Source organism: Tractidigestivibacter sp. (genome assembly GCF_057241865.1).
Genome location: NZ_DBHHPX010000035.1, coordinates 1 through 20412 on the forward strand (window position 1 = coordinate 1; position 20412 = coordinate 20412).

Annotated in this window: 23 protein-coding genes and 1 pseudogene; 16 read left to right on the top strand and 8 right to left on the bottom strand. The window is 61.4% G+C overall.

Annotated features, from left to right (window positions below):
- The coding region (locus tag ACO59D_RS10335) for a class I SAM-dependent methyltransferase (protein WP_485126910.1) at positions 1 to 330 on the bottom strand (330 nt) is incomplete at its 3' end.
- 119 nt (positions 331 to 449) lie between these two features.
- Between ACO59D_RS10335 and ACO59D_RS10340 the strand changes: the two genes are divergently transcribed.
- Positions 450 to 1115 (top strand): hypothetical protein, encoded by a 666-nt coding sequence (locus ACO59D_RS10340; RefSeq protein ID WP_485126911.1) that lies wholly within the window; start codon positions 450 to 452, stop codon positions 1113 to 1115.
- Positions 1112 to 1450: a hypothetical protein gene (locus ACO59D_RS10345; RefSeq protein ID WP_485126912.1), complete on the top strand. Its 339-nt coding sequence runs from the start codon at positions 1112 to 1114 to the stop codon at positions 1448 to 1450. The genes ACO59D_RS10340 and ACO59D_RS10345 overlap by 4 nt, the downstream gene beginning before the upstream one ends.
- Positions 1451 to 1483: 33 nt before the next feature.
- Here ACO59D_RS10345 and ACO59D_RS10350 read toward each other — a convergent pair whose 3' ends face one another.
- Entirely contained in the window at positions 1484 to 1882 is a 399-nt protein-coding gene (locus tag ACO59D_RS10350; RefSeq protein WP_485126913.1) for an NAD(P)H-binding protein, read from the bottom strand.
- A gap of 161 nt (positions 1883 to 2043) precedes the next feature.
- Between ACO59D_RS10350 and ACO59D_RS10355 the strand changes: the two genes are divergently transcribed.
- The 6 genes and pseudogenes from ACO59D_RS10355 (at position 2044) to ACO59D_RS10380 (ending at position 6731) form a co-directional block, all read left to right on the top strand.
- Positions 2044 to 3423: an ATP-binding protein gene (locus ACO59D_RS10355; RefSeq protein ID WP_485126914.1), complete on the top strand. Its 1380-nt coding sequence runs from the start codon at positions 2044 to 2046 to the stop codon at positions 3421 to 3423.
- A 410-nt stretch (positions 3424 to 3833) separates the two neighbouring features.
- The gene (locus ACO59D_RS10360) at positions 3834 to 4091 is read left to right on the top strand and encodes a hypothetical protein (RefSeq protein WP_485126915.1); all 258 of its coding nucleotides are present in this window, start codon (positions 3834 to 3836) and stop codon (positions 4089 to 4091) included.
- A gap of 4 nt (positions 4092 to 4095) precedes the next feature.
- The gene (locus ACO59D_RS10365) at positions 4096 to 4389 is read left to right on the top strand and encodes a maltose acetyltransferase domain-containing protein (protein ID WP_207302779.1); all 294 of its coding nucleotides are present in this window, start codon (positions 4096 to 4098) and stop codon (positions 4387 to 4389) included.
- 124 nt (positions 4390 to 4513) lie between these two features.
- A pseudogene (locus ACO59D_RS10370) lies at positions 4514 to 4622 on the top strand (DapH/DapD/GlmU-related protein); the annotation flags it as partial.
- Between the two features lie 93 nt (positions 4623 to 4715).
- Complete coding sequence (locus ACO59D_RS10375) at positions 4716 to 5048, top strand: putative quinol monooxygenase (protein WP_130813109.1); 333 nt, start codon at positions 4716 to 4718, stop codon at positions 5046 to 5048.
- A gap of 255 nt (positions 5049 to 5303) precedes the next feature.
- Positions 5304 to 6731, top strand: a complete 1428-nt coding sequence (locus tag ACO59D_RS10380; RefSeq protein ID WP_485126916.1) for an ATP-binding protein — start codon at positions 5304 to 5306, stop codon at positions 6729 to 6731.
- 250 nt (positions 6732 to 6981) lie between these two features.
- Here ACO59D_RS10380 and ACO59D_RS10385 read toward each other — a convergent pair whose 3' ends face one another.
- From ACO59D_RS10385 to ACO59D_RS10400, 4 genes are all read right to left on the bottom strand, one after another.
- Positions 6982 to 8229, bottom strand: a complete 1248-nt coding sequence (locus tag ACO59D_RS10385) for a type II toxin-antitoxin system HipA family toxin (protein ID WP_485126917.1) — start codon at positions 8227 to 8229, stop codon at positions 6982 to 6984.
- On the bottom strand, positions 8226 to 8531 hold the full coding sequence (locus ACO59D_RS10390; RefSeq protein ID WP_485126918.1) for a helix-turn-helix transcriptional regulator: 306 nt from the start codon (positions 8529 to 8531) through the stop codon (positions 8226 to 8228). Before ACO59D_RS10390 ends, ACO59D_RS10385 begins: the two co-directional genes overlap by 4 nt.
- Positions 8532 to 9187: 656 nt before the next feature.
- Positions 9188 to 9769 (bottom strand): TetR/AcrR family transcriptional regulator, encoded by a 582-nt coding sequence (locus ACO59D_RS10395; RefSeq protein ID WP_130813114.1) that lies wholly within the window; start codon positions 9767 to 9769, stop codon positions 9188 to 9190.
- Between the two features lie 84 nt (positions 9770 to 9853).
- Entirely contained in the window at positions 9854 to 11311 is a 1458-nt protein-coding gene (locus ACO59D_RS10400) for a B12-binding domain-containing radical SAM protein (RefSeq protein WP_485126919.1), read from the bottom strand.
- Positions 11312 to 11653: 342 nt separating this feature from the next.
- Between ACO59D_RS10400 and ACO59D_RS10405 the strand changes: the two genes are divergently transcribed.
- From ACO59D_RS10405 to ACO59D_RS10415, 3 genes are read left to right on the top strand one after another with little or no spacing between them, the layout of a single operon-like run.
- A complete protein-coding gene (locus tag ACO59D_RS10405) occupies positions 11654 to 11839 on the top strand; it encodes a hypothetical protein (RefSeq protein WP_485126920.1) in 186 nt (61 codons plus the stop codon).
- 24 nt (positions 11840 to 11863) lie between these two features.
- Complete coding sequence (locus tag ACO59D_RS10410) at positions 11864 to 12502, top strand: site-specific integrase (protein ID WP_485126921.1); 639 nt, start codon at positions 11864 to 11866, stop codon at positions 12500 to 12502.
- On the top strand, positions 12457 to 13125 hold the full coding sequence (locus tag ACO59D_RS10415; RefSeq protein ID WP_485126922.1) for a zincin-like metallopeptidase domain-containing protein: 669 nt from the start codon (positions 12457 to 12459) through the stop codon (positions 13123 to 13125). The genes ACO59D_RS10410 and ACO59D_RS10415 overlap by 46 nt, the downstream gene beginning before the upstream one ends.
- Before the next feature lie 18 nt (positions 13126 to 13143).
- Here ACO59D_RS10415 and ACO59D_RS10420 read toward each other — a convergent pair whose 3' ends face one another.
- Together ACO59D_RS10420 and ACO59D_RS10425 are read right to left on the bottom strand one after the other, a co-directional pair.
- Entirely contained in the window at positions 13144 to 13377 is a 234-nt protein-coding gene (locus tag ACO59D_RS10420; RefSeq protein WP_130813115.1) for a hypothetical protein, read from the bottom strand.
- A gap of 1080 nt (positions 13378 to 14457) precedes the next feature.
- On the bottom strand, positions 14458 to 15225 hold the full coding sequence (locus ACO59D_RS10425; protein WP_485126923.1) for a DeoR/GlpR family DNA-binding transcription regulator: 768 nt from the start codon (positions 15223 to 15225) through the stop codon (positions 14458 to 14460).
- Between the two features lie 352 nt (positions 15226 to 15577).
- Here ACO59D_RS10425 and ACO59D_RS10430 point away from each other — a divergent pair, with 352 nt between their 5' ends.
- From ACO59D_RS10430 to ulaG, 5 genes are all read left to right on the top strand, one after another.
- Positions 15578 to 16042 carry a PTS sugar transporter subunit IIA gene (locus ACO59D_RS10430; protein WP_485126924.1) on the top strand — a complete coding sequence of 155 codons (465 nt, stop codon included), beginning with the start codon at positions 15578 to 15580 and terminating at the stop codon, positions 16040 to 16042.
- 33 nt (positions 16043 to 16075) lie between these two features.
- Positions 16076 to 17692 carry a PTS sugar transporter subunit IIC gene (locus ACO59D_RS10435; protein ID WP_485126925.1) on the top strand — a complete coding sequence of 539 codons (1617 nt, stop codon included), beginning with the start codon at positions 16076 to 16078 and terminating at the stop codon, positions 17690 to 17692.
- Positions 17693 to 17823: 131 nt separating this feature from the next.
- Entirely contained in the window at positions 17824 to 18135 is a 312-nt protein-coding gene (locus ACO59D_RS10440; RefSeq protein ID WP_485126926.1) for a PTS sugar transporter subunit IIB, read from the top strand.
- A gap of 45 nt (positions 18136 to 18180) precedes the next feature.
- The gene (locus ACO59D_RS10445; RefSeq protein WP_485126927.1) at positions 18181 to 19239 is read left to right on the top strand and encodes a hypothetical protein; all 1059 of its coding nucleotides are present in this window, start codon (positions 18181 to 18183) and stop codon (positions 19237 to 19239) included.
- Between the two features lie 46 nt (positions 19240 to 19285).
- On the top strand, positions 19286 to 20404 hold the full coding sequence (ulaG, locus tag ACO59D_RS10450) for an L-ascorbate 6-phosphate lactonase (protein WP_485126928.1): 1119 nt from the start codon (positions 19286 to 19288) through the stop codon (positions 20402 to 20404).
- Positions 20405 to 20412 lie beyond the last annotated feature (8 nt).

The following is a 20412-nucleotide window of genomic DNA, read 5'->3' on the forward strand; positions in this document are numbered from 1 at the left end:
CAACGGCAGGTGGCTGACGTCTGCCTCCAGCAGCTCACAACGGCCCTCCGTCACGAAGGCCTGGTTGACCTGTGCGGTCTTTGTGAGCGATTCGGCGGAATAGTCGACGGCCACCATCCGTGCGGCGGGATACATCTGCAGCAGCTTGCTGACGTTGCGGCCACCTCCGCAACCCAGCTCGACGATGCTGCTGGCATGGATGTCACTCAGGTGGCCCATGCCCCAGTCTGACACCCGGGCGTGCTCTCGGTTCATCCCGGCGAGCATGCCCCTGCCCAAGACTCCTTCGGGCTTGCGTGTGTTGTTGAAGTATGTACGAAGAAGACTCATGGCGCCTGCTTTCGATTGACGTGCTGTTGTCAGTCTAGGCTAACTCTTATTGCATGGGAATACACGCCCGTGTCGGCAGTCGGCGCAATTGCCACTGTGGGGCGCTTGACGACGGGGTCATGGCCGACGGCGGCTGTTCTACGCCGGAGGCATGGAACATGCCAGGCTCGTTTGGCCGATCGGGCAACATGCCCCAGGTTTATCGCCAGGCGGTGGCCTGTGAGGGCCCGAGGTTTGAGGAGGTGCACGGCGAACTGCTGGACGTCAAGCACATGTATCTTCCAGACAAAGACTTCAAGATTCTGGACGAGAAGGGCAATCCAGTCATATACACGATCCTGAGCAGCAGGGACCTGACGAATTACGTGCTTTCCCAGATGATGAGGCTCGACCCCAGTGAGAAGCCATGCATTCCGGACAAGGTTTTCGATGCAGAGGTGGCAATCGAGGCGCATGAAGTTCCGGCGATGGGTTACGCTCAGTATCGCCTGGTGCCGAGCGAGAGCTCCGCTCGTCCGCTGAGGAAGCTTGGCAGGGACGATGCGCTGGAGAACGAGTACTACCGGATCTCGGTCAACGCCGATGGCACGCTCAGGGTCGAAGACCGTGCGAGCGGCTACGTCTATGACCGCCAGGCAGTCTTGGTCGAGAACGGTGATGACGGCGACTCCTTCAACTACTCCCCTCCAAGGCAGGATCTGGGGTCTGTTCGGACGAGGGTAAACCGGAAGTGTCGATCGAGGGTTCCGATATCTGCCAAAGGGCAACGATCTACTTCTCCATGAGCGTCCCCAAGGACCTGGACGAGAGGGCGAGGGGCATCCGCTCCGCCAACCTCCCCGTTCGACTCACCGTTGCGCTCAGGCGTAGCTCCCGCGCCATCGACCTCGAAGTTCATGTCGAGAACCGTGTCCTCTCGCATCGCCTGTTCAACGGCTTCTTTGATAAGGATTCAACAGCGACCCTGAAGTTCTCGCGCTCGGTGAGGGAAGCCTATCTGTGCGACCTCAGAGAGCATCGCAATGGGGACGTCGCGTTCGAGAACAACTTGGTCAGCTTGCCGAGTCTTGGACACTGCAAGTTCCTGACGCTATTCGTGCGGTTGGTCTCCGCAGATTAAAGAAGTGCTGGGGTAGATATTGGGGCACGACGCCTATGGTGTCGCGCCCTGCTCTCTGCCCCGAGGTCGCGTATGCCGTCCCCTCCTGCTGGGCTCGTCCAGGAGGTTCCCGGGCTGGACGATTGTGTAGTCCAGGCCCGAGTCGCGCACGAGCCACTGGTCGGCGAAGAACTTCGCGATGTTGTAGTCCGTGATGCCTGCGAGCGCCGGGTCGTCCCACTTCTCCGGCTCGTCGGCGAACACCGAGCTGAGCAGGACGAAGCGCCTGATGCCGGCCTTTTTGGCGGCCTCAATCAGCTTGACCGCTCCTTGGCAGCCGCTTGAGACAGGAGGGCATGGATAGGCTTGGCTCCATCTGCGGGACCGCATGTTCTGCAGCCGGACATTTGAGGTCGTAGATGGGTAGCCGATAGTGCAGCGGATCAGGTTCACGAAATACGCAAAGCTTGAAAAAGGTAAGCGATATTGCAAAGAAATAGGGAAATATAGATAGCTGATTTTGCAGTAAATTAGGGAAACATAGGTGACTGATATTGCAGTAACCCCATATAATGAGTGACATCTACAATGGCTAGCGTGACGGAGCAATGATCATGTTCGAGAGAAAGCTCTATAGAACGCTGCTCGACTGGAAGAACGAGTCGAATGGCAGAAGCGCGCTGCTGATAGAAGGTGCTCGACGGGTGGGCAAGACCACACTCGTCAAGGCATTTGCAGCCAATGAATACGAATCGAGCCTCTTCATCGACTTCTCGCAGGTTGGTAAAGATGTGCGGGATATCTTCAACGAGCATCGAGGGGATATCGATACGCTCCTGCGCATGCTTCAGCTCTATTTCGGTGTTGAACTGGTTCCTCGTCATTCGCTGGTCGTCTTCGATGAAGTGCAGCGTTTTCCGGTTGCTCGTGAAATGATTAAGCATCTAGTCGCTGATGGCAGATTTGATTACATGGAGACGGGTTCGCTGATTTCCATACGCAAGAATGTCCAGGACATTGTCATTCCTTCGGAGGAGGAGCGTGCGGAGCTGTGGCCGCTTGATTTCGAGGAGTACCTGTGGGCATTAGGGCGCAGGAATCTTGCAGACGAGATTCGCCGCTGCCGAGATGCCTTCGAGCCGCTGCCAGACAGCCTGCATCGTCAATGTACACGACTCTTTAATGAATACATGCTGGTAGGTGGCATGCCGCAATCAGTCAGCGATTTCATTGAGAACGCAACCTTCGCGCAAAGCGACAAGACCAAGAGACAGATATTGACACTCTACGCTGAAGACATCGAGAAATTCGGTGCAAAGGATGCGCGCAGGGCTTACTCCATCTTCATGGGTATTCCGGGTCAGCTCTCTCAGGGGAGCAAACGCTTCAAGTTCTCTTCCTTAGGCAAGGGAAGTCGCTATCATCAATATGAATCAGCGCTTCGGTGGCTTGAAGACGCACACTATGTGAACATCTGCCGACTATGCAACGATCCAAACGTCGGATTCAAGCTTACCGCAGATGAAGGCGAGGACAGCTCGCTCAAATGCTATATGGGGGATACCGGACTTCTTGTGTCGAGCGTTTTCGACGAGGGAGCAGAAACCGAGCAGATCTATCGCGCTCTGCAGTTTGGCAAGCTCTCCATCAATCGGGGCATGTTCGTAGAGAACGTTATAGCCCAACAGCTGCGCGCAGGAGGACGGCCTCTCTACTATTATTCATGGAACGAACCTCCACGCGAGGAGAGAAAGCGCCCGCGACCGCGAGAGATAGATTTTCTGATAACAAAGGGCCTTTCAGATGCTGCCGGCAAGCTGCGCATTGCACCCATTGAGGCTAAATCCACCAAGACGTATTCGACCATTTCCCTTGATGACTTCCAGAAGCATTTTGCCAGTCGCATTGGCAACGAATTCGTCTTGCACCCGGGCCAGTTTAAAAGACTTGGCAACCGAGTTTATCTCCCGCTCTATATGTCTTTCTGCATCTGATGCTGAGCCATGCATGGGCGGCGCATCATCCGAGGATCAAGAATCAGAGCTTCTCGAGTCGTTCCGGTGGTCGGGACATGGTTTGGAAGACGCGCAGCTAAGCTCCGCCAGGAGCTTGCTGAAGTTCACTCCTGCTGTTTCCAGATGACACGTGCCTGCGGGCTCAATCCGCTCGAGATCATGCGTGTCAAACCCTGCGTGAACGAACAGAAGCATCCGGTTGCGCTCAGCCGTGGCTGCTCGAAGAAGTACACAGAGCTCGGGACTGAGCAATGGATGTAGTGCGAGGCAGGCTCGTTCAATCCGGCGAGTCGCATTTTCTGCAGCTCGCCACACCCAGCTGAAAAAGCGCTAGGCAATATTGCAGCGAAATCGGTCTATAGAGGTGGCTGATCCTGCTATTGCCCCAGATGATTGCTGCAGACGGCAGAGATGGGCCGAGGTGGCCGAGACCAAGCTCCCGTGAACGTCCCGCCGGCCCTGCCATTCTCGACGGCTCGCTTCACGACTGGACGTTCGATGCGCTGGAGGCACACTACCGGACGCTCGTGCGCTACCTCCACTTCGACGATTGCGGAGAGGTGCTCGGGCGTGGCTGCGGGACGCCTGCAATGACAAAGAGGAGCAGGTACCCCAAAGAGGCATACGAGCTTGGAAGGAGACTGTAGCAGGATGAAGACAGAGCATGAGAAGCTCCTGGCAGGGGAGGACTACGACTACCGCGACCCAGAGATTCAGCAGATGATCGTCTCTGCAAGGAAGCGGGTGCGCAGGCTCAACGGGACAGATGATCCGGCCGAGCAGCACGGGACTGTGGAAGAGCTGTTGGGCCAGATGGATGGGCGAGCGCATCGTCCTCATGGCTCCGTTCAGGTGCACGTACGGAAAGCACATCCGCCTTGGCAGCGATGTGCTGGTCAACATGAACTGCACCTTTCTAGACTCAAACCTCATCATCATAGGTGACCGGACGCTCATTGCCCCCGACGTGAAGATTTACTGCGGCGAGCATGGCATGGACTGCACTAGGCGCTTCGGGACCAGGTCGGGTGGAACGAGGTATCTGATTACCACGACGAGGCCAGTCACCATCGGCAAGGACTGCTGGATTGGCGGGAATGCGACCATCCTGCCTGGCGTAACCATTGGCGACAACGTGATCGTTGCCGCGGGTGCCGTCGTCACAAAGGATCTGCCGAGCAACACTGTCTGTGGTGGCATCCTGGCACGTGTGCTGCGGAATCTACAAGAGTCGGATGCGCGATCTGCGCATCGGTGAAGCGGAGAAGAACATGGCCATCACGGTTAATCTAAGGCATACGGGGACAAACGGTAGCGCGAGGAAGTTCGCCCAGGAAATGGAGACGTCAGGCACGGTCGACGCCATCCGTAAGGAGCCTGGCAACCTGAGGTACGAGTACTGGGTCTCCTTCGACGACCCCGAGACGGTACTTCTCATCGATTCCTGGGCCGACCAGGCGACAATCGATGCGCACCATGCCTCTCCGGTGATGAAGGCCATCATGGGTTTGCGCGACAAGTACGACCTGCATATGACGTTCGAGCGCCATGTCTCGGACGAGGTGGGTATGCCTGCTGAGGACCAGAAGTTCATCAGGAGGTAGGGGAGTATCGGCGAGTTGCCGAGGGGAAGATCGGTTCCGATGGTGGCGGGATACCTCACGGCCTGTGCGACTGGCGGGCTGACGTACATCGGCGCAACTCCGTCGTCCAGTCGATAAGGAGCGCCGCCAGGGGCTTCAGGAACACGACCTACTTCAAGACCACGGATAAGTCGCGCGGCAAACGAGCTGAGCTTGTATGAATACGAGTAGTATAATCTAAATCATACAAATGGAATCCGTTGAGGGGAGACGCACATGTTCGTCGGACGCCAGCACGAGCTCGACGAGCTCGAGGCCCTGTATGCCAAGGGTGGCTTCCAGATGGTCGTTCTCTACGGTCGCCGTCGCGTCGGTAAGACAGCGCTTGCCACGCGGTTCTCGCAAGGCAAGCCGACGCTGGCGTTTACCGCAAAGGTGCAGAACGATACGCTCAACCTCGCCGACTTCTCGCGTCAGGTGTACGAGCACTTTGGCCTGCCCCTCGGCACGGGGTCATTCTCCTCTTGGGAGGACGCGCTCATGTTCGTTGCTCGTCAGGCGCGTGACCAGCGCCTGGTGTTCGTGTTCGACGAGTTTCCCTATGCCGCGCAGCACAACGCTGGCCTCGTCTCGACGTTTCAGATCGCCTGTGACAAGTTCTTCTCATCTACGAACGTGTTTCTCATTCTTACGGGTAGCAACCAGGGCTTCATGGAGGAGAGGGTCTTGGGCTCCGCCGAATCGGGAGAGCGGTTGGGTCAGAAGGACCCGCTGTTCGGGCGGAGGACGGCGCAGATTCACCTGGCCCCCTTTGGGTATCGAGATGCCGCCCTCATGCTGCCAGGCGTTGGTAGTGAGGACCTGATACGCTACTATGCCACGTTTGGCGGTACACCCTACTACCTGTCCATGGTGGATCCCCGCGAGGGCTACGCCACCAACGTGGAAAGGCTGTTCTTCCGCAAGGAGGGGCTCCTGTACGAGGAGCCAATCATGCTCCTGAGGCAGGAGCTTCGCGAGCCTGCCGTCTACAGCTCCATCCTGGACGCCATCGCGGCGGGAGCGAACAAGCCGCAGGAGATTGCCGACCGCATTGGCGAGCAGCGCACGTCGCTCGCCAAGTACCTGAGGACGCTCGTCTCGATGCGCCTCGTCGAGAAGTGCGTGCCGTTTGGAGAGGATCCCTCGAGGTCAAGACGGGGCATCTACCACATCAGCGAGCCGGCGTTCGCGTTCTGGTATCGTTTCGTGCAACCCGAGGTTGCATCCGTCGAGATGGATGCCGGAGGGCTCGTGGCCCGTGAGGTGCTGAAGAGCGATGACATCCCTACCTACGTGGGGCACTGGTTCGAGGACATCTGCCTCCAATGGGTCGTAAGCCAGGCGAAGCGCGGAGCGCTGCCACTTAGACCCGTGCGCTTTGGCTCATGGTGGGGCACGGACCCGTCCGTGCGAGAGCAGACCGACATAGACGTCGTGGCATCAAGCGAGCGTCGTAGCGAGCTGCTGGTGGGGGAATGCAAGTGGCGCAGGAAGTTCGACGAGGCGCGCGCCGCCCAGAACCTCGTGCATCGGGCTGGGCTGCTGGGGGATTACGAGTCCACGACGTACTGTCTTTTCTCGCGCAACCCTGTGGACGCTGGACTTCGCGATTACCTTGGCACGAGCTGGCTCTTCGTGGACGCCAAAGCGCTTTACCGGTAGCTGGGCAAATGTGGGTTCGCGTGCAACGGCTACAAGCTCGTTGGATGAGCCTTGTCCCGGCGACGCGCTCAAGGCCTATGCCTGCGCCGTCACTGCAAGCGACCTGCCCAAGAAGCCGCGATGAGGTCATGCTCTACGCTGCAGCAAAGGGCGAGAAGAACGTGGCTACGACCTTGACTGCCCCCCAAGATGAGCGACAACTCCGATGCTGCGGCGAGCTGCGGGCGTGTCGCGTTTGCGCTCTAGCCTCTCAACAAAAGGCAGTGCTGAGGGCGTGCGCGCGCTCGTCGACTACGCGGCCCATGAGTTCGGACTCCGCCTCCTTGCAGCCGTTCCTCCTGGCGAGTGCCCTCCATGTCCGTACACCACGCAGCACCCTTGCGACTGCGAGGGAGCTCTTCTCGGCAGCGAGTCCGCAGGACTCCGCCAGCTCCTTTAGGCCGTTGACCTCCGTCTTGCCCGTCTCGCCGAAGACCGACGTGGTGCGCCCCCTGCTCGGGTCGGGATTGATGTTGACGTCGAACACTGGGGAGAGGACCCAGCAGCCTCCCCTTCGGACAAGTCCCAGGTTTCGCAGGTGGTCGTCCGTGTTGTGCAGGGCTACGGAGAGCACGACGCGCTCAAACAGGGCCTCGAGCTGGGGGAGCGGGTCTATGCACCAGTCCACCAGCGCGTCCGCGACATCGGCGTAGTCGCTCTGTGAATCGTCACGCGCCCTGACCAAGCTCATCGCGCTCAGATAGGGAATCCTTTGACCGTCCATGAGCGAACCCTCGCGGTCGAAGCGCTCGAGCAGTAGGATGGAGTCCGAGCCGATTCGGAGCAGCCTCGCCCTCGGGACCGCGAGTCCGGCCGCCTTGGCGATGTCGAGGCTCGTCTTCTCCCATGCCATCACGTCCCACTCGTCTCTCGGGTGCGAGAACTTTGCGAGGAGGATTCTGCCCTCGTCCGTGACCGAGGCCTTGGGGCGGGCGCCGCCGAGCGAGCCGGAACCCGCATCCAGGAGCTCCTTGACCTGATCGTTGTCGGCGCTGCCGAGGGACACCTGGTTCGATGCCGCGACTAGTCGCTTGAGTTCGACGAGGGGAGGCACGGTCTCGTTTGGGGAGAGGTAGTTGTCTGAGCCGGGCACGCGGAATCGTAGGGCTCCCTGCCTTGACGCGTCGTAGACGCCCAGCAGGTAGTCCACCTCGTCGCGCGAGCGCAGAGCGAGTCCGCTCCCACTGGACTCGGCAACTGCGCGCCGGTCGATGAGATGGCGGCCCCAGCGATCTGGGGAGGAGTCCCTCAGGGCCCCGGGAAGGCCCGCGCAGAATCCGGATGCGTCTCGAAAGGGGAGGGAGGGGTCGATTGCATAAGCGTCCGACGAGGCGAGATACCCCTGGTCATAGATGAAGGACGAACTGATGGATCCTCTTCGCAGGCTGAAGTGGCAAGTGCCCACAAGGACGTCGTCCCCCAGGGTGTGGGAAGTGAATACCTGTATGGTGGGGGTCATCGTTTGCTTCTCACGCGCTTGGGAAGCGCCTGGTCAGCCCTGGCGCGTCCCAGGTCCGTCTGGTACGGGTCCGTCGCGTCGACCACTGCGTCCAGGGTCTGGAGTGCGCGGCACGCGTTGAGGAACGTCTCCAGGCTGGCGGAGGGGTCGCCGTTCTCCAGGCGCGAGATGGTCGCGCGAGAGACGTTGGCCTTGTCGGCGAGCTCCTGCGAGGTCAGCCCGTAGAGCCTGCGCCACGTCGCGATGTTCTCGCCTATGCTTCTGGCCGCCAGCTTAGTCTTTGCAGATGTCGGTCGCTTCATGGAATCACTTGTCCGTTATTAGATGCGTTATAGCAGTTAACGTAGAATATAAACGACATTAATCTAGCATATCTGAGAGCGACCCTGGGGACTCTTCCCGCTACGGCCACCCGAGATAGGCGAGCATCCGATTATTGAACGCAACTTTTCGCGTTTTGGGCGTTTGCCCAGCTGGGCTCGGGACATCCCAGAATTTCGACTCTTTGAAACCTCGGCTCTTCGAAACTTCTGGTGGGTAACACGACAGTGCCGCATTGAGCCCGCAGCCCCCCAACGGTAGCATTTCCCCAACAGATGGTCCTTGGCGGGGGGGACCTCGACATCGTCGCCCAGCGCGTCTAGGCGGGGCGACAGGAGGCCGAAGGGCCCGCTCGTGCCCTCGTGCAACTCGCCTGTCAGGAGCAGGAACCGCTTCGGGCCGTGCGTTTGCCGCTCGCGCCGCGGGCGCGGCATGTGCCGCGGCGTGGCGCTGGAGGCGGCCGCCAGGAAGAGGGCCGAGGTGGTCTACGCGACCATGGGGGACGAGGCCCCGTACGCGGCCTGGCGAGCCGCGCCGAATCGGCGAGAGGCGAGGCCCCTCGCGGGGCCTGCGCCGGCATTGCCCTCGCGCGGCCTGTCAGCTGAAATAATCAGTTGACAGAACTATAGGAACACCCCTACGTCTGCAGGGCGAGCAACAAAGCCGACCCATGGCGCACCAGCATCTCGACGAAGGCGCCCTCCTCCTCGTCAAAGTCCCTGTGCACCCATTCGCATATCACTCCCGTGCTCATCCACGTGAACCCCACGATGTCGTAGTGAAACGACGAACTGTGGCTGTCCACGGCATTGGTCGAGACGAGCACGTGCTCCATGGCCTTGCTGAACCCGACCATGAACCGATTCCTGTCGTTTGCGGTGAGCCCGGTGACGAGCTCGCGTCGGGCAAGGAGGAAGCTGACGAGGTGGCGGTAGTAGTCGCGCAACCCCCCTTCATCCACATGTTCGCCCGCCAGCGTCCGGGCGGCCGGCGAGGCTCTGAGCTCCTGCTCCAAATCGCTCAGAAAACCCCGTTCCGTACTATCGAGCAAGTCGTACTTGTCCCGGTAGTGCTCGTAGAAAGTGCTGCGGTTCACGTGTGCGGATGCGATGATCTGGGAGACGGTGATTGCCTCGATGCGGTCGCGGGAGAACAGCTCGAGGAACGCCTTCTGCAGCGCCGCCTCGGCTCGCACGTACCTTGGGTCCCTCGTGTTCATATCTATCCGATATCTCTGCAGTATATGCGCCAGTTATCCTGCTTGATTTTACCCGGTACCATCAAGATACGACAAACTTGCTGATCACAAGTGGCAGACGCCCGGGGACCGTCCGGAAACGCCTCTCGCTGCCTTGGGCGACCCGGCTCGCGACGGCTGGGGTCCGTACAGCCAGTCCATGTGCTTGAGCTGGTAATAGGGCGATGCCTTCACGTGGTCGGCACAGAAATGCGCCAGTGGCACGCCGAGCGTGGTCGCGATGGCCAGGTAGATGCGGCGCAGACCGTATTCGGCTCCGAAAGTCCTCCAGATGTCCAGGGCGGACTTGAAATCGTAGAACTGGTCCGCGGCCTCGAAGAAGCACTCCTGCAGGCGCCAGGGGGACATCTTCTTGGGGTGGAACGTGACGTTGGTCATGTCGAATAGCTCCCAGTCGTTGGCGAAGATGCGCCCCTCGGCGCGCAGCCGCTCGTAATCCGGCGTACCAGGGAAGGGCGTGAGAATCGCCGGTTGAATCTGGTAGGCACCAATCGATTTCGCGAAACGGTACGAGCGCTCGATGTCCTCGGGACCGTCGGTGTCAATTCCGAGCACAATGCTCGCGATGACGCGGATGCCATGTTTGCGGCATGCGGTGCCGGCCCGCTCGATGTCGGCGATGCTTTGGTGCTTGTCGATGGAGTCGAGCGACTCCTGGTTAAGGGACTCGATGCCGATGAGCGCACGCGTCAGGTGGGCCTTCGCCAGGAGGTCGAGCAGCTCGGGGTCGCGGGCCATGTCGGTGCGCCCGAAGAAGAACGTCTCCTTGAACTGCAGGCCCTCGTCGATGATGCGCTGGCAGATCTTCTTAGCGCGCTCCTTGTCCGCGGTGAAGTTGTCGTCCTCGAAGTTCATGTACTCGAAGCCCTGCTCGTGGGCCATCCTGATCTCGGCGATGACGGAATCGACACTGCGCTTGCGATATGGCGCGAACATGCGTGACGTCGTGCAGAACGTGCAGTTGAACGGGCACCCCCGCGACGTCATGATATTGGCGGACTCGCAGGGCGTCTTGAGGATGCTGTAGTCGGGGAAGGGCACGTCGTCCAGGTTACAGACCGGCTCGGCGCGGACGATCTCTTCAGTGCGCCGGCCCTCGACCGCGTCGAGGATTACGCTCTCTCCCTCGCCGACGATGACCTGGTCGGCATGGGTCAGCGCTTCCTCTGGCACGCTCGAGGGGTGGATGCCTCCGATAAGGACGTGCGCGTGCCCCTTCTCGTGGAACAGGTCTGCAATCTCATAGGCGCGCGGGGCGGTGGCCGTCATCGCGTATACACCCACGACGTCGGCCCACTTGAGCAGGCGCTTGTAATCCACCGGGCCATGCAGCTCCTGGTAGCACTCGACGTCGTGGCCGGCTTGCCGCACGATGCCGCCTAGGATGAGCGGGCCTGTGATGGGATTCGAATGCCCGTAGAGCCTACCTCCCAGCCGGTAGATAGGGTTGCGCTTCACGAAGGGGGCCGGGACGATGAAGACGATGTGCATGCTCGCGCCCACCACCTCTCCTTACGGCGCACCTGGTACGGTCGTACGGACCGAGCTCCGTGCGCTGTGCGCATCCGGGATCGGGCCATTTGCCTCAAATCAATGATATCGGAGATATATCTACATGAAAACAGATACAAACAACGAGAGTATCGGATAGTCAAGGGGAGACGGGAATACATACGTCGCAACTGTCCGGCACCGTTCACGGCTGGCGACTTTTCCTCCGACCCCAAGTCGTCAATCGCGCAAGTATCAGCGCAGTTTTCGTGCCCATCCGGGGCGTCATCTCAAGCGGCGATATCGTCTCTGCAACCGTATCGAGGAAGTTCCTGGTGCTTGCCCTCTCCACGCATGCGAGACGCCAGGCGACTGTCAGCGTCCAGCCTGCGCTCGAACGCCCCCCGATATCGAGACCTTACAGGCCAGGGCCTCGCCACCAAGAACCCCTGTGACTACTGCAAGCCGCCCAAGCGCGTGAAGCCCAAGATCAACGCGCTCGACCGCGCGGAGCGCACGCGCATGCTCAAGCTGGCGTAGGGGGCCTGGGACGAGTCCTTGGACATGGCTATCAAGTTCGCGCTTACCACCGGCATGCGCCGCGGGGAGGTGTGCGCCCTCAGATGGTCGGACCTGGGAGACGACGGCACCATCACCGTGCGGCGTGCGCTTGGCAGCGCTGACAGCGGCTACTACGTCAAGGAACCCAAGACCAGGCGCAGCCGGGCAATCCCCCTCACCGGGCGCACGTTCGCCACCATGATGATTGCCGGAGGCTGCGACGCGCGCACCGTGGCGAGCTACCTGGGGTACGCGAGCGTCTCCATGACGCTCGACACCTACGCCGACGTGGACCCCGAGGCTAAGAGGGCTGCAGTCTCCAAGGTTGCCGAGGCCTTCGACGTGGATATGTCGCTCCGCTCCCGGATGCTAGCCACGACGAGGGTAGTGTGCCGAATGTTCAACCAGGCGCGCGACGCCGGCTGGCACGTGGCGAGGGGCGCCCGCTCCACGGCGACGGTCGAGTTCTGGAGCTGGTACGTGCACGTTCCGGGCTCCGGCGTCGTCACCCTCCAGAGGGTCGAGCAGCTCGTCCGTGCGGGAAGGCTCCCCAGGAGGCAACGAAGGACGCCTCCCTCAGGGGGAGGCCCCATCACGTGTTCAATGCCTCCCAGGTGGAGAGGGTCGAGCCCTACGACCTGAGCGCGCACGCCCTGGCGAACGCCGAGGTGGAGCGCGTGGCGGACGAGTTCATCGAGTCCTTGAGGTGCCCGATGGCCGAGGGTCGCGTCGACGAGGCGTACTACCGGCCATCCACCGACTCGATCACGCTGCCGCTGCGCTCGCAGTTCACGTCCATGGATGCATTTGCGCGTACGCTCCTCCACGGGATGTGCCACTCGACGGCGCGCGAGGTCGGCCGCGAGGTCGAGGGGTCGGAGGAGGGCTACGCCCGTGAGGAACTCGTGGCGGAGCTGGGCTCCGCCTTCGCCGCGGCGGACGCCGACCTGGGCATGGGGGCCTACGCCAACGCCGACATGGGGAGGACCTTCCTCGAGAACCACGCCGCCTACCTGCAGGGCTGGCTCACCTCAATCCGCGGCGACCCGTCCGCGCTCGCGAAGGCCGCCCCGCAGGCGTCCAAGACCGCCGACTTCATCGCCGACAGGCGGGAGAGGCTGGTGGCCTCGAGAGGGGACGATGCCAGGACGAACGCCCTCGAAAAGGAGTTTCTCTCCTCACGCACGAGATCCGCTGCGGAGATATCAGAGACACTGGGCGCAGGAAACGCCCCGCGACCTCGTGCGCGGGGGAGAGACCTCTGAGGGCAACTACCGCCGTCGCTAGGAGATGCGCTGTGCGCCGAAGCTCCAGAGCAGCTCGTAGTACCTCGAGGCGCGCTCGTCGTCCGAGATATCCGCGGCATCGGGGGCGAGGTCAGAGTCGATTCCGTCTATCATCCCGGGCCAGGTTCGTACCCTGCCGTCCTCGCACTGGAACTTGCTGTTGGGGGTCACGGTCCTGAATTCCTTGAGCTCCTCCGCCGCGATGCGGGGGTCGGGGTCGAGATTCGGCATGTACGGTTCTCCGTCTCAGTCGGCGCGCATAACGTCTCGCCGGTCCGACCGCGGTCGAGACCAGCCATAGCAGCATATTACAGCGACGTCACTGAACCCAGTCACTGACGTCTGCAAGCGCATTGGTCTTCGCTGCTGGAGAACAGTCTCCTATATCGGCGGCTCTGATCCGCTTCTGGCTTGGTGGCCTCATAAGCCATCCAAGCCGAGAACAGACCTGTGACTACGCCACTACACTGGAGAAATACAATATCAAATCCGGCTCTTCGGTAGTTCTTGTGGGCGCCCGAGCGCCCAACCCCCAGCTGGCACGTGGAAAACGAAGGTCCCGAAAGGGGCTGCCCCACGCCGTCTTCCACTAGGATTCGACTTCGCCAAAAGTAAGGGTTCCGGCAGGAGGGAAGGCGCATGAAGGGGGTTCTAGGGCACGCGCTCGGGCTTGTGAGGACGGTGGTCACGGGCGCCAGGGTCGAGGACGGCTCGGTCGTCGTCGGGGTGAGGCCCCACAGGCGCGAGCAGCCCCGGTGCCCCGTGTGCGGGCGGAGGTGCAGGCGCCACGACCACGAGCCCGCGAGGCGCTGGAGGGCGATGGACCCCGCCTCCTCCGGGTGCTACCCCGAGTGCCGACCTCGAGGCCGCGCGCGGCCCGGGCCGCTTCGACGGCCTGCGGTGCATGGGCGCAGGCGAGACGAGCCACGGGAAGGGCTACAAGTGCCTCACCGTCGTGGTCGACCACGACCGCGGCTGCCTCGTCTGGGCCCACGAGGGCTACGGTGGTGGGCGCCGTCGTGTCGAACTCCTCGAGCCCTCCGTCCTCGTACCAGGCCGTGACCCTCATCTCGCGTCGCCCCTCTCTCTGTTGCCGCTCCTGTTGATCTCCTGCTGCATCTGCCCCGCGTTGTCCGCGTGGCGGAACCCGCCGGGGCCGGTGGTGTGTTTGGTCAAGCCTGACCTTCGGGTTGGGACTGCGGTGGTGATCTTGGGCCTGTTCCTACACTGCCAGCTTGGAGTGGTCAAACCAAATTGGACCATTTCTTAAGCATTTAGGGCTGCGACCTTGGCCGGAGGGATGCCGGAACGCTACTTGGCGCTCGGGTAGATGACCTTCCTCACGCCGGCCTTCTTGAGAAGCGCTATCTGTTGCTTATCCGAGCCCTCGTCCGTCACCAGGATGTCCACCTGCTCGGCCCGACCGTAGCGAAAGCTCGATTTGGTCCCTATCTTCGTGCAGTCCGCAACTATTATGTGCATGTCCGAATGATCGAGCATGAGCGAGTTCACGCTCGTCTCGTGCGAGACGAGCGTCGTCAGGCCGCGGTCGGCGGAGAAGCCCGAGCATCCCAGGATGGCCTTCGCCGCATTGATGTGACGCACGGTGGAGAGGGCAAACTCGCCCGACATGGACCACTTGGGCAGGCGGATCTCGCCGCCGGTCAGGATGACGGAGACACCGGGGGGCGGTGTTATCTGCAACGCCTTGCCGTTGTTTGTCACGATTGTCACGTTCACGCTTGTGATGTGCTCTATCACGGAAAGTGCGGTCGAGCTCGTGTTGATGAAGACGGTGTCGCCGTCCTCCACCAGGGTGGCCGCCTCCTCGGCGATACTGCGCTTCGCGAGGACCGCGGAAGAGCTGATAGGTCCGCCCAGGGGGTCGATTAGCTCCACCGAGCCGTGCAGCCGACGTACCATGCCCTTCTCCGCCAGGTAGTCGAGGTCTCTCCTTATGGTGAGCGTGGACACGCCAAAGTCCCTCGCGAGTTCGGTGACCTCGCTACGGCCTTGCTCGCTTAGCACCTCGACAATCTGCGCGCGGCGACTCTCGACGATGCTTCTGGACGTACCCATGCAAGGCTCCTTAGAAATGACCGCTCATGCGAGAAAAACGACCGTTCGCCAAGCGGAAAAAAAATGCCAGAAGTGTGTTCATACGAACACGAGCCCATTTTAGGCTTCGGCGCATTTTAGAACAATGATTCAATTCTATGTTCGTATGAACTCAAAAAAACTTCAATAAAAACTATAAAAACGTTAGATACGAAAGCTGAATACGTTCAAAACAAAAAAATTCGGCATACCATCCACCTTGAAAAGAGGGTGGAAAGGCCCTCACGCGACGCGGCGTCCTGAAGGGGAACCGGCCGCGAGGCAGGCGGGGAACCTGCCGGAAGGCAACAAGCCCACGGGGAGGTGAACACACATGCTACTTCGTCAACTGGTTGAGCTCAAGCACTACAACTTCGTGGACGGTCCCATGGGGTGGAAGGAGGCCTTGCGCAAGGGCATCGAGCCGCTGCTCGCAGATGGCAGCGTGGAGCCCGAGTACGCGGACTGCCTCATTGCGAACGTCGAGAAGCACGGTCCCTACATCGTCCTTCTCCCCGGTGTCGCCATGCCGCACGCAATCGAGGGTGCCGTCGGAACCAATCGCGAGGCCATCAGCTTCATGCACGTCAAGGAGCCAGTCCACTTTGGCGCCGAGGACGACCCCGACACCACCGCGACGATCTTCTTCACGCTCAGCGACGTCGACGCGGACTCGCACCTGCAGAACATGCAGCAGCTCGCGGCCGTCCTGTCGAATCCCGAGGTCATCGAGCGCCTGAAGGACGCCCAGACCCCGGAGGACCTGCTCGAGATTGACGCCATGGTCGGTGGCGAGTAACCGACAGAGGGACAAGAAGTAAAGGAGAGGAAATTGGACATCTTGCTGTCAGCGGTAACCTGGTTCTCCAAGACCATCCTGTCGCAGCCAGCCTGGATCATCGGCATCATCGTCGTGATCGGCTATGCGCTGCTCGGAAAGAAGTGGTACGAGGTCCTCGCGGGCTTCATCAAGGCTTCCGTCGGATACATGATTCTGACCGTCGGCTCCGGCGGCCTCGTGAGCGTGTTCCGCCCCATCATCGTCGGCCTCAAGGGCCGCTTCAACCTGACCGCAATGGTCATCGACCCCTACTTTGGCAACAACGCGGTCGACGCGGGCGTCAAGGCAGCTCAGGCGGGCGACTTCTCGCTAGCGGACGTCTCGTTCCTCAAGGGTGTCAACATCTCCCAGTACATGCTGCTGCTCCTGTTCGCCTACATCCTCAACATCGTGCTCGTTGCCGCCAAGAAGCACACGAAGCTCCGTTCCATCTTCACCACCGGCAACGTCCAGGTCCAGCAGTCCGCAACGGCGCTCTGGCTCATCATGTTCTGCTTCCCCAACCTCGTGAGCGCCCCCGCCCTCATCCTCATGACGATCCTCCTCGGCCTGTACTGGGCCGTCGGCTCCAACCTCACCATCGGGCCGACCCAGGAGCTGACTGACGGTGCCGGCTTCGCCATCGGCCACCAGCAGATGTTCGGCATCTTCCTCGCCTCCAAGGCTGCCGGCTGGATGGAGAAGCGCGACGAGGTCCGTCGCGACAAGCATCCCGGCAAGGCCTCTGTGTTCGACAAGAGGCTCGAGGACATCGAACTCCCCGGTTGGCTCTCGATGTTCAACGAGAACATGGTCTCCACCGCGCTGCTCATGACGCTCTTCTTCGGCATCATCTACATCGTCATCGGCCCCGAGTACCTCATCGAGCTCACCAAGGAGGGCACCCTCACCGGTAGCTCCGCGCTTGTCGAGGGTCAGAGCTTCGTCTTCTACATCCTCTACAACTGCTTCCAGTTCGCCGTCTACCTGACGATCCTCCAGCTCGGCGTCCGCACCTTCGTCGCGGAGCTCACCGTCTCCTTCACCGGCATCTCCAGCAAGCTCCTCAAGGGCTCCGTCCCCGGCGTTGACTGCGCCGTCACCTTCGGCTTCGGCTCCACCAACGCCGTCACCATCGGCTTCATGGCCGGTGCTGTCGGACAGTTCCTCGCCATCGGCGCCCTCATCCTCATGCACAGCCCCGTCCTCGTGGTCGCCGGCTTCATCCCCCTGTTCTTCGACAACGCCGTCATCGGTGTGTACGCCAACAACAAGGGTGGCCTCAAGGCCTGCCTGATCCTCCCCTTCATCTGCGGCCTCTGCCAGGTCTTCGGCTCCGCTCTGATCGCCTCCTGGGTCAGGATGTACGCCTTCGGCGGCTACCTCGGCATGTTCGACTGGGTTACCGTCTGGCCGCTCTTCACGGTCATCATGAAGTACCTCGGCTGGGTCGGCGTCGCTCTCGTCGTCGTCTTCCTGTTTGCCATCCCGCAGATGCAGTACAAGGCTGCTCCCAAGGACGAGAACGGCAACAGCACCTACTTCCTCGAGGTCGAGGACTACGAGAAGTACGCGGAGTACCGCGATGCAGCCGAGAAGAAGGCGGTCGCGGAGGCCGAGGCAAAGTAGCAAGGCTCGCCCCGTTCGCTCCATGAGGTTCCAAGCGGCGGACAGCATTCCCCCTGTGTTGCCGCCGCGTTTTCCAAAGCGTCTTCTAACAAGGGCTCGCGGCCTTGGGCCGCGCCGGGAAAGGTCGAAAAATGGCAGCAAAGATTCTGTGCGCGTGCGCTAACGGTTCCGGCACCTCCCTGATGATGCAGCTCACGGTCGAGCGCGTCTGCAAGAAGCTCAACATGGACGTCGCACAGGTCCACCACTGCGCGCTCGCCGAGGGCACATCTACCGCGACCAGCTACGACGTCGCCTGCTTCCCCCGCAACTTCGAGAACATGTTCAAGTCCGCGGCGGACTCCGGCAAGGTCATCTGCATCCCCCTCAAGAACGTCCTCTCCGACAAGGAGATCGAGGAGAAGTTCGTCGAGGCAGGGCTCGACAAGAAGTTCGCAAAGTAAGCAGTCCAGCCGTCGCGCAAGCATCGTTGCCTGAGGAGGCCATTCATGAGGTACGAGAAGAAGGTGCTCGCCACTGACATGCCCAAGTGCTACGCGATCGGCATGGTCGAGGCGGCGGGCGAGAAGGGCTTTGTCGTCGCGACCGAGAAGGAGGGCCCCATCCGCCGCTTCACCCTCGATGGCACCCAGCGCGAGAACGTGTGCGATGGCCCTGGCGGCGTCATGACGGTCATGCAGACCCCCTGGCGCACAGACCAGCTCATGAGCACGTACAAGTTCTTCTCGCCCAACTTTGGCGCGGACGACGCGAAGATCGTGACGTACACGCGCAAGGAGGACGGCTCCTGGGAGCGTCGCGTCCTGTGCGACCTTCCCTACGTGCACCGCTTTGGCGTGCTCGAGGGCGCGGACGGCCAGATGTGGCTCATCGCCTGCACCATCAAGTCCGCGTGCCGCCAGTTCAAGAACGACTGGAAGACGCCGGGTGCCGTGTACGTGGCCAAGCTCCCCAAGAACCTGGAGGAGTTCGACGCCGACCGCCAGCTCGAGCTGACGCAGCTCACCAACTGCCAGCTGCAGAACCATGGCTTCTACACCGCTCCCGACCGCAGCTTCGCCTTGGTGGGCACCGCCGCAGGCGTGTTCCGCTATGCTCCGCCTGCGAAGGACGGGGAGGACTGGAAGGTTGACTGCCTCATCGTGCAGCCCACGAGCGACATGACGATGGTCGACCTCGACGGTGACGGCAAGGACGAAATCGTGACCATCTCCACGTTCCACGGCGACACCGTGTCCGTGTGGCATGCCGGCGGCGAGTCTGACACGTACGAGAAGGCCTGGGAGGACCCGGAGAAGCGCCCCTTCCTGCACGCGATCTGGGCGGGCGACCTGGCCGGCGAGCCCTCCGCGCTGCTCGGCAACCGCAAGGGCGCCCGGGACCTCCTGAGGCTCCACTACCAGGACGGCGAGTATGCCGTCGAGATCATCGACCACGATTGCGGCCCCGCGAACGTCTGGGTCTTCGAGGACGCGGGGGAGAGCCGCATCATCTCCGCGAACCGCGAGACCGACGAGGTCGCGCTCTACAGGGTGCACACCGAGTAGGCGCGCCGCAACGCAGGCATCAATCCGCAAACAAGAGGAGAGACCCATGTCCGCAATAGACGAAGTAACCCGTGAGGGCTGGATCATGAACACGTTCCCCGAGTGGGGCACGTGGCTGAACGAGGACATCGAGAACGCCAAGGTTCCCGAGGGCAACGTCAAGATGTGGTGGCTCGGCTGCACCGGCATGTGGATCAAGACCCCCGGCGACGCCAACATCACGATCGACCTCTGGACCGGCAACGGCAAGCGCACCCACGACAACGGCCTCATGAAGGTCGGCCACCAGATGGCGAACATGGCCGGCGTCCGCGCCATGCAGCCCAACCTGCGCAACATCCCCCACGTGTTCGATCCCTTCGCGTTCAAGCACGTCGACGCCGTCCTGGCCACCCACTACCACCAGGACCACATGTCCAAGGAGTGGGCTGCCCACGTCGTCAAGTCCGGCATGACCACTACCGACGAGGACGGCAACGAGATTCCCGTGCCGTTCATCGGCCCGGAGAAGTCCGCCGACTTCTGGCGCAAGTGGGGCGTCCCCGAGGACCGCATCCACGTCGTCAAGCCGGGTGACAAGATCAAGATCAAGGACATGACCATCGTGGCCATGGACTCCTTCGACCGCACCTGCATCACTACGACCGACTCCACCGGCCCCGACCGCGAGGACCTCGCCGGCAAGTGTCCGACCGACATGGACGAGAAGGCCGTCAACTACCTGCTTGTGACCCCTGGCGGCAACATCTACCACAGCGGCGACTCGCACTACTCCATCTACTTCGCCAAGCACGGCAAGGACATCCTGAAGGAGTACGGCGGCGTCGACGTGTGCTTTGGCTCCTACGGCTGCAACCCCGTCGGCATCCAGGACAAGATGGAGACCACGGACATCCTGCGCATGGCCGAGGCGCTGCAGGCCAAGGTTGTCATCCCCATCCACTGGGACGTCTGGACCAACTTCATGGCCGACCAGCGCGAGATCGAGGTCCTGTACCAGATGCGCAAGGACCGTCTGCAGTACAAGTTCCACCCATTCTACTGGCAGCCCGGCGGCGACTACACCTACCCGCTCGACAGGGACAAGAAGGAGTACATGTACGACCGTGGCTTCCACGACTGCTTCGAGCACGAGCCCAACGTACCCTTCCGCTCGGTCCTCTAAGGGGTAGC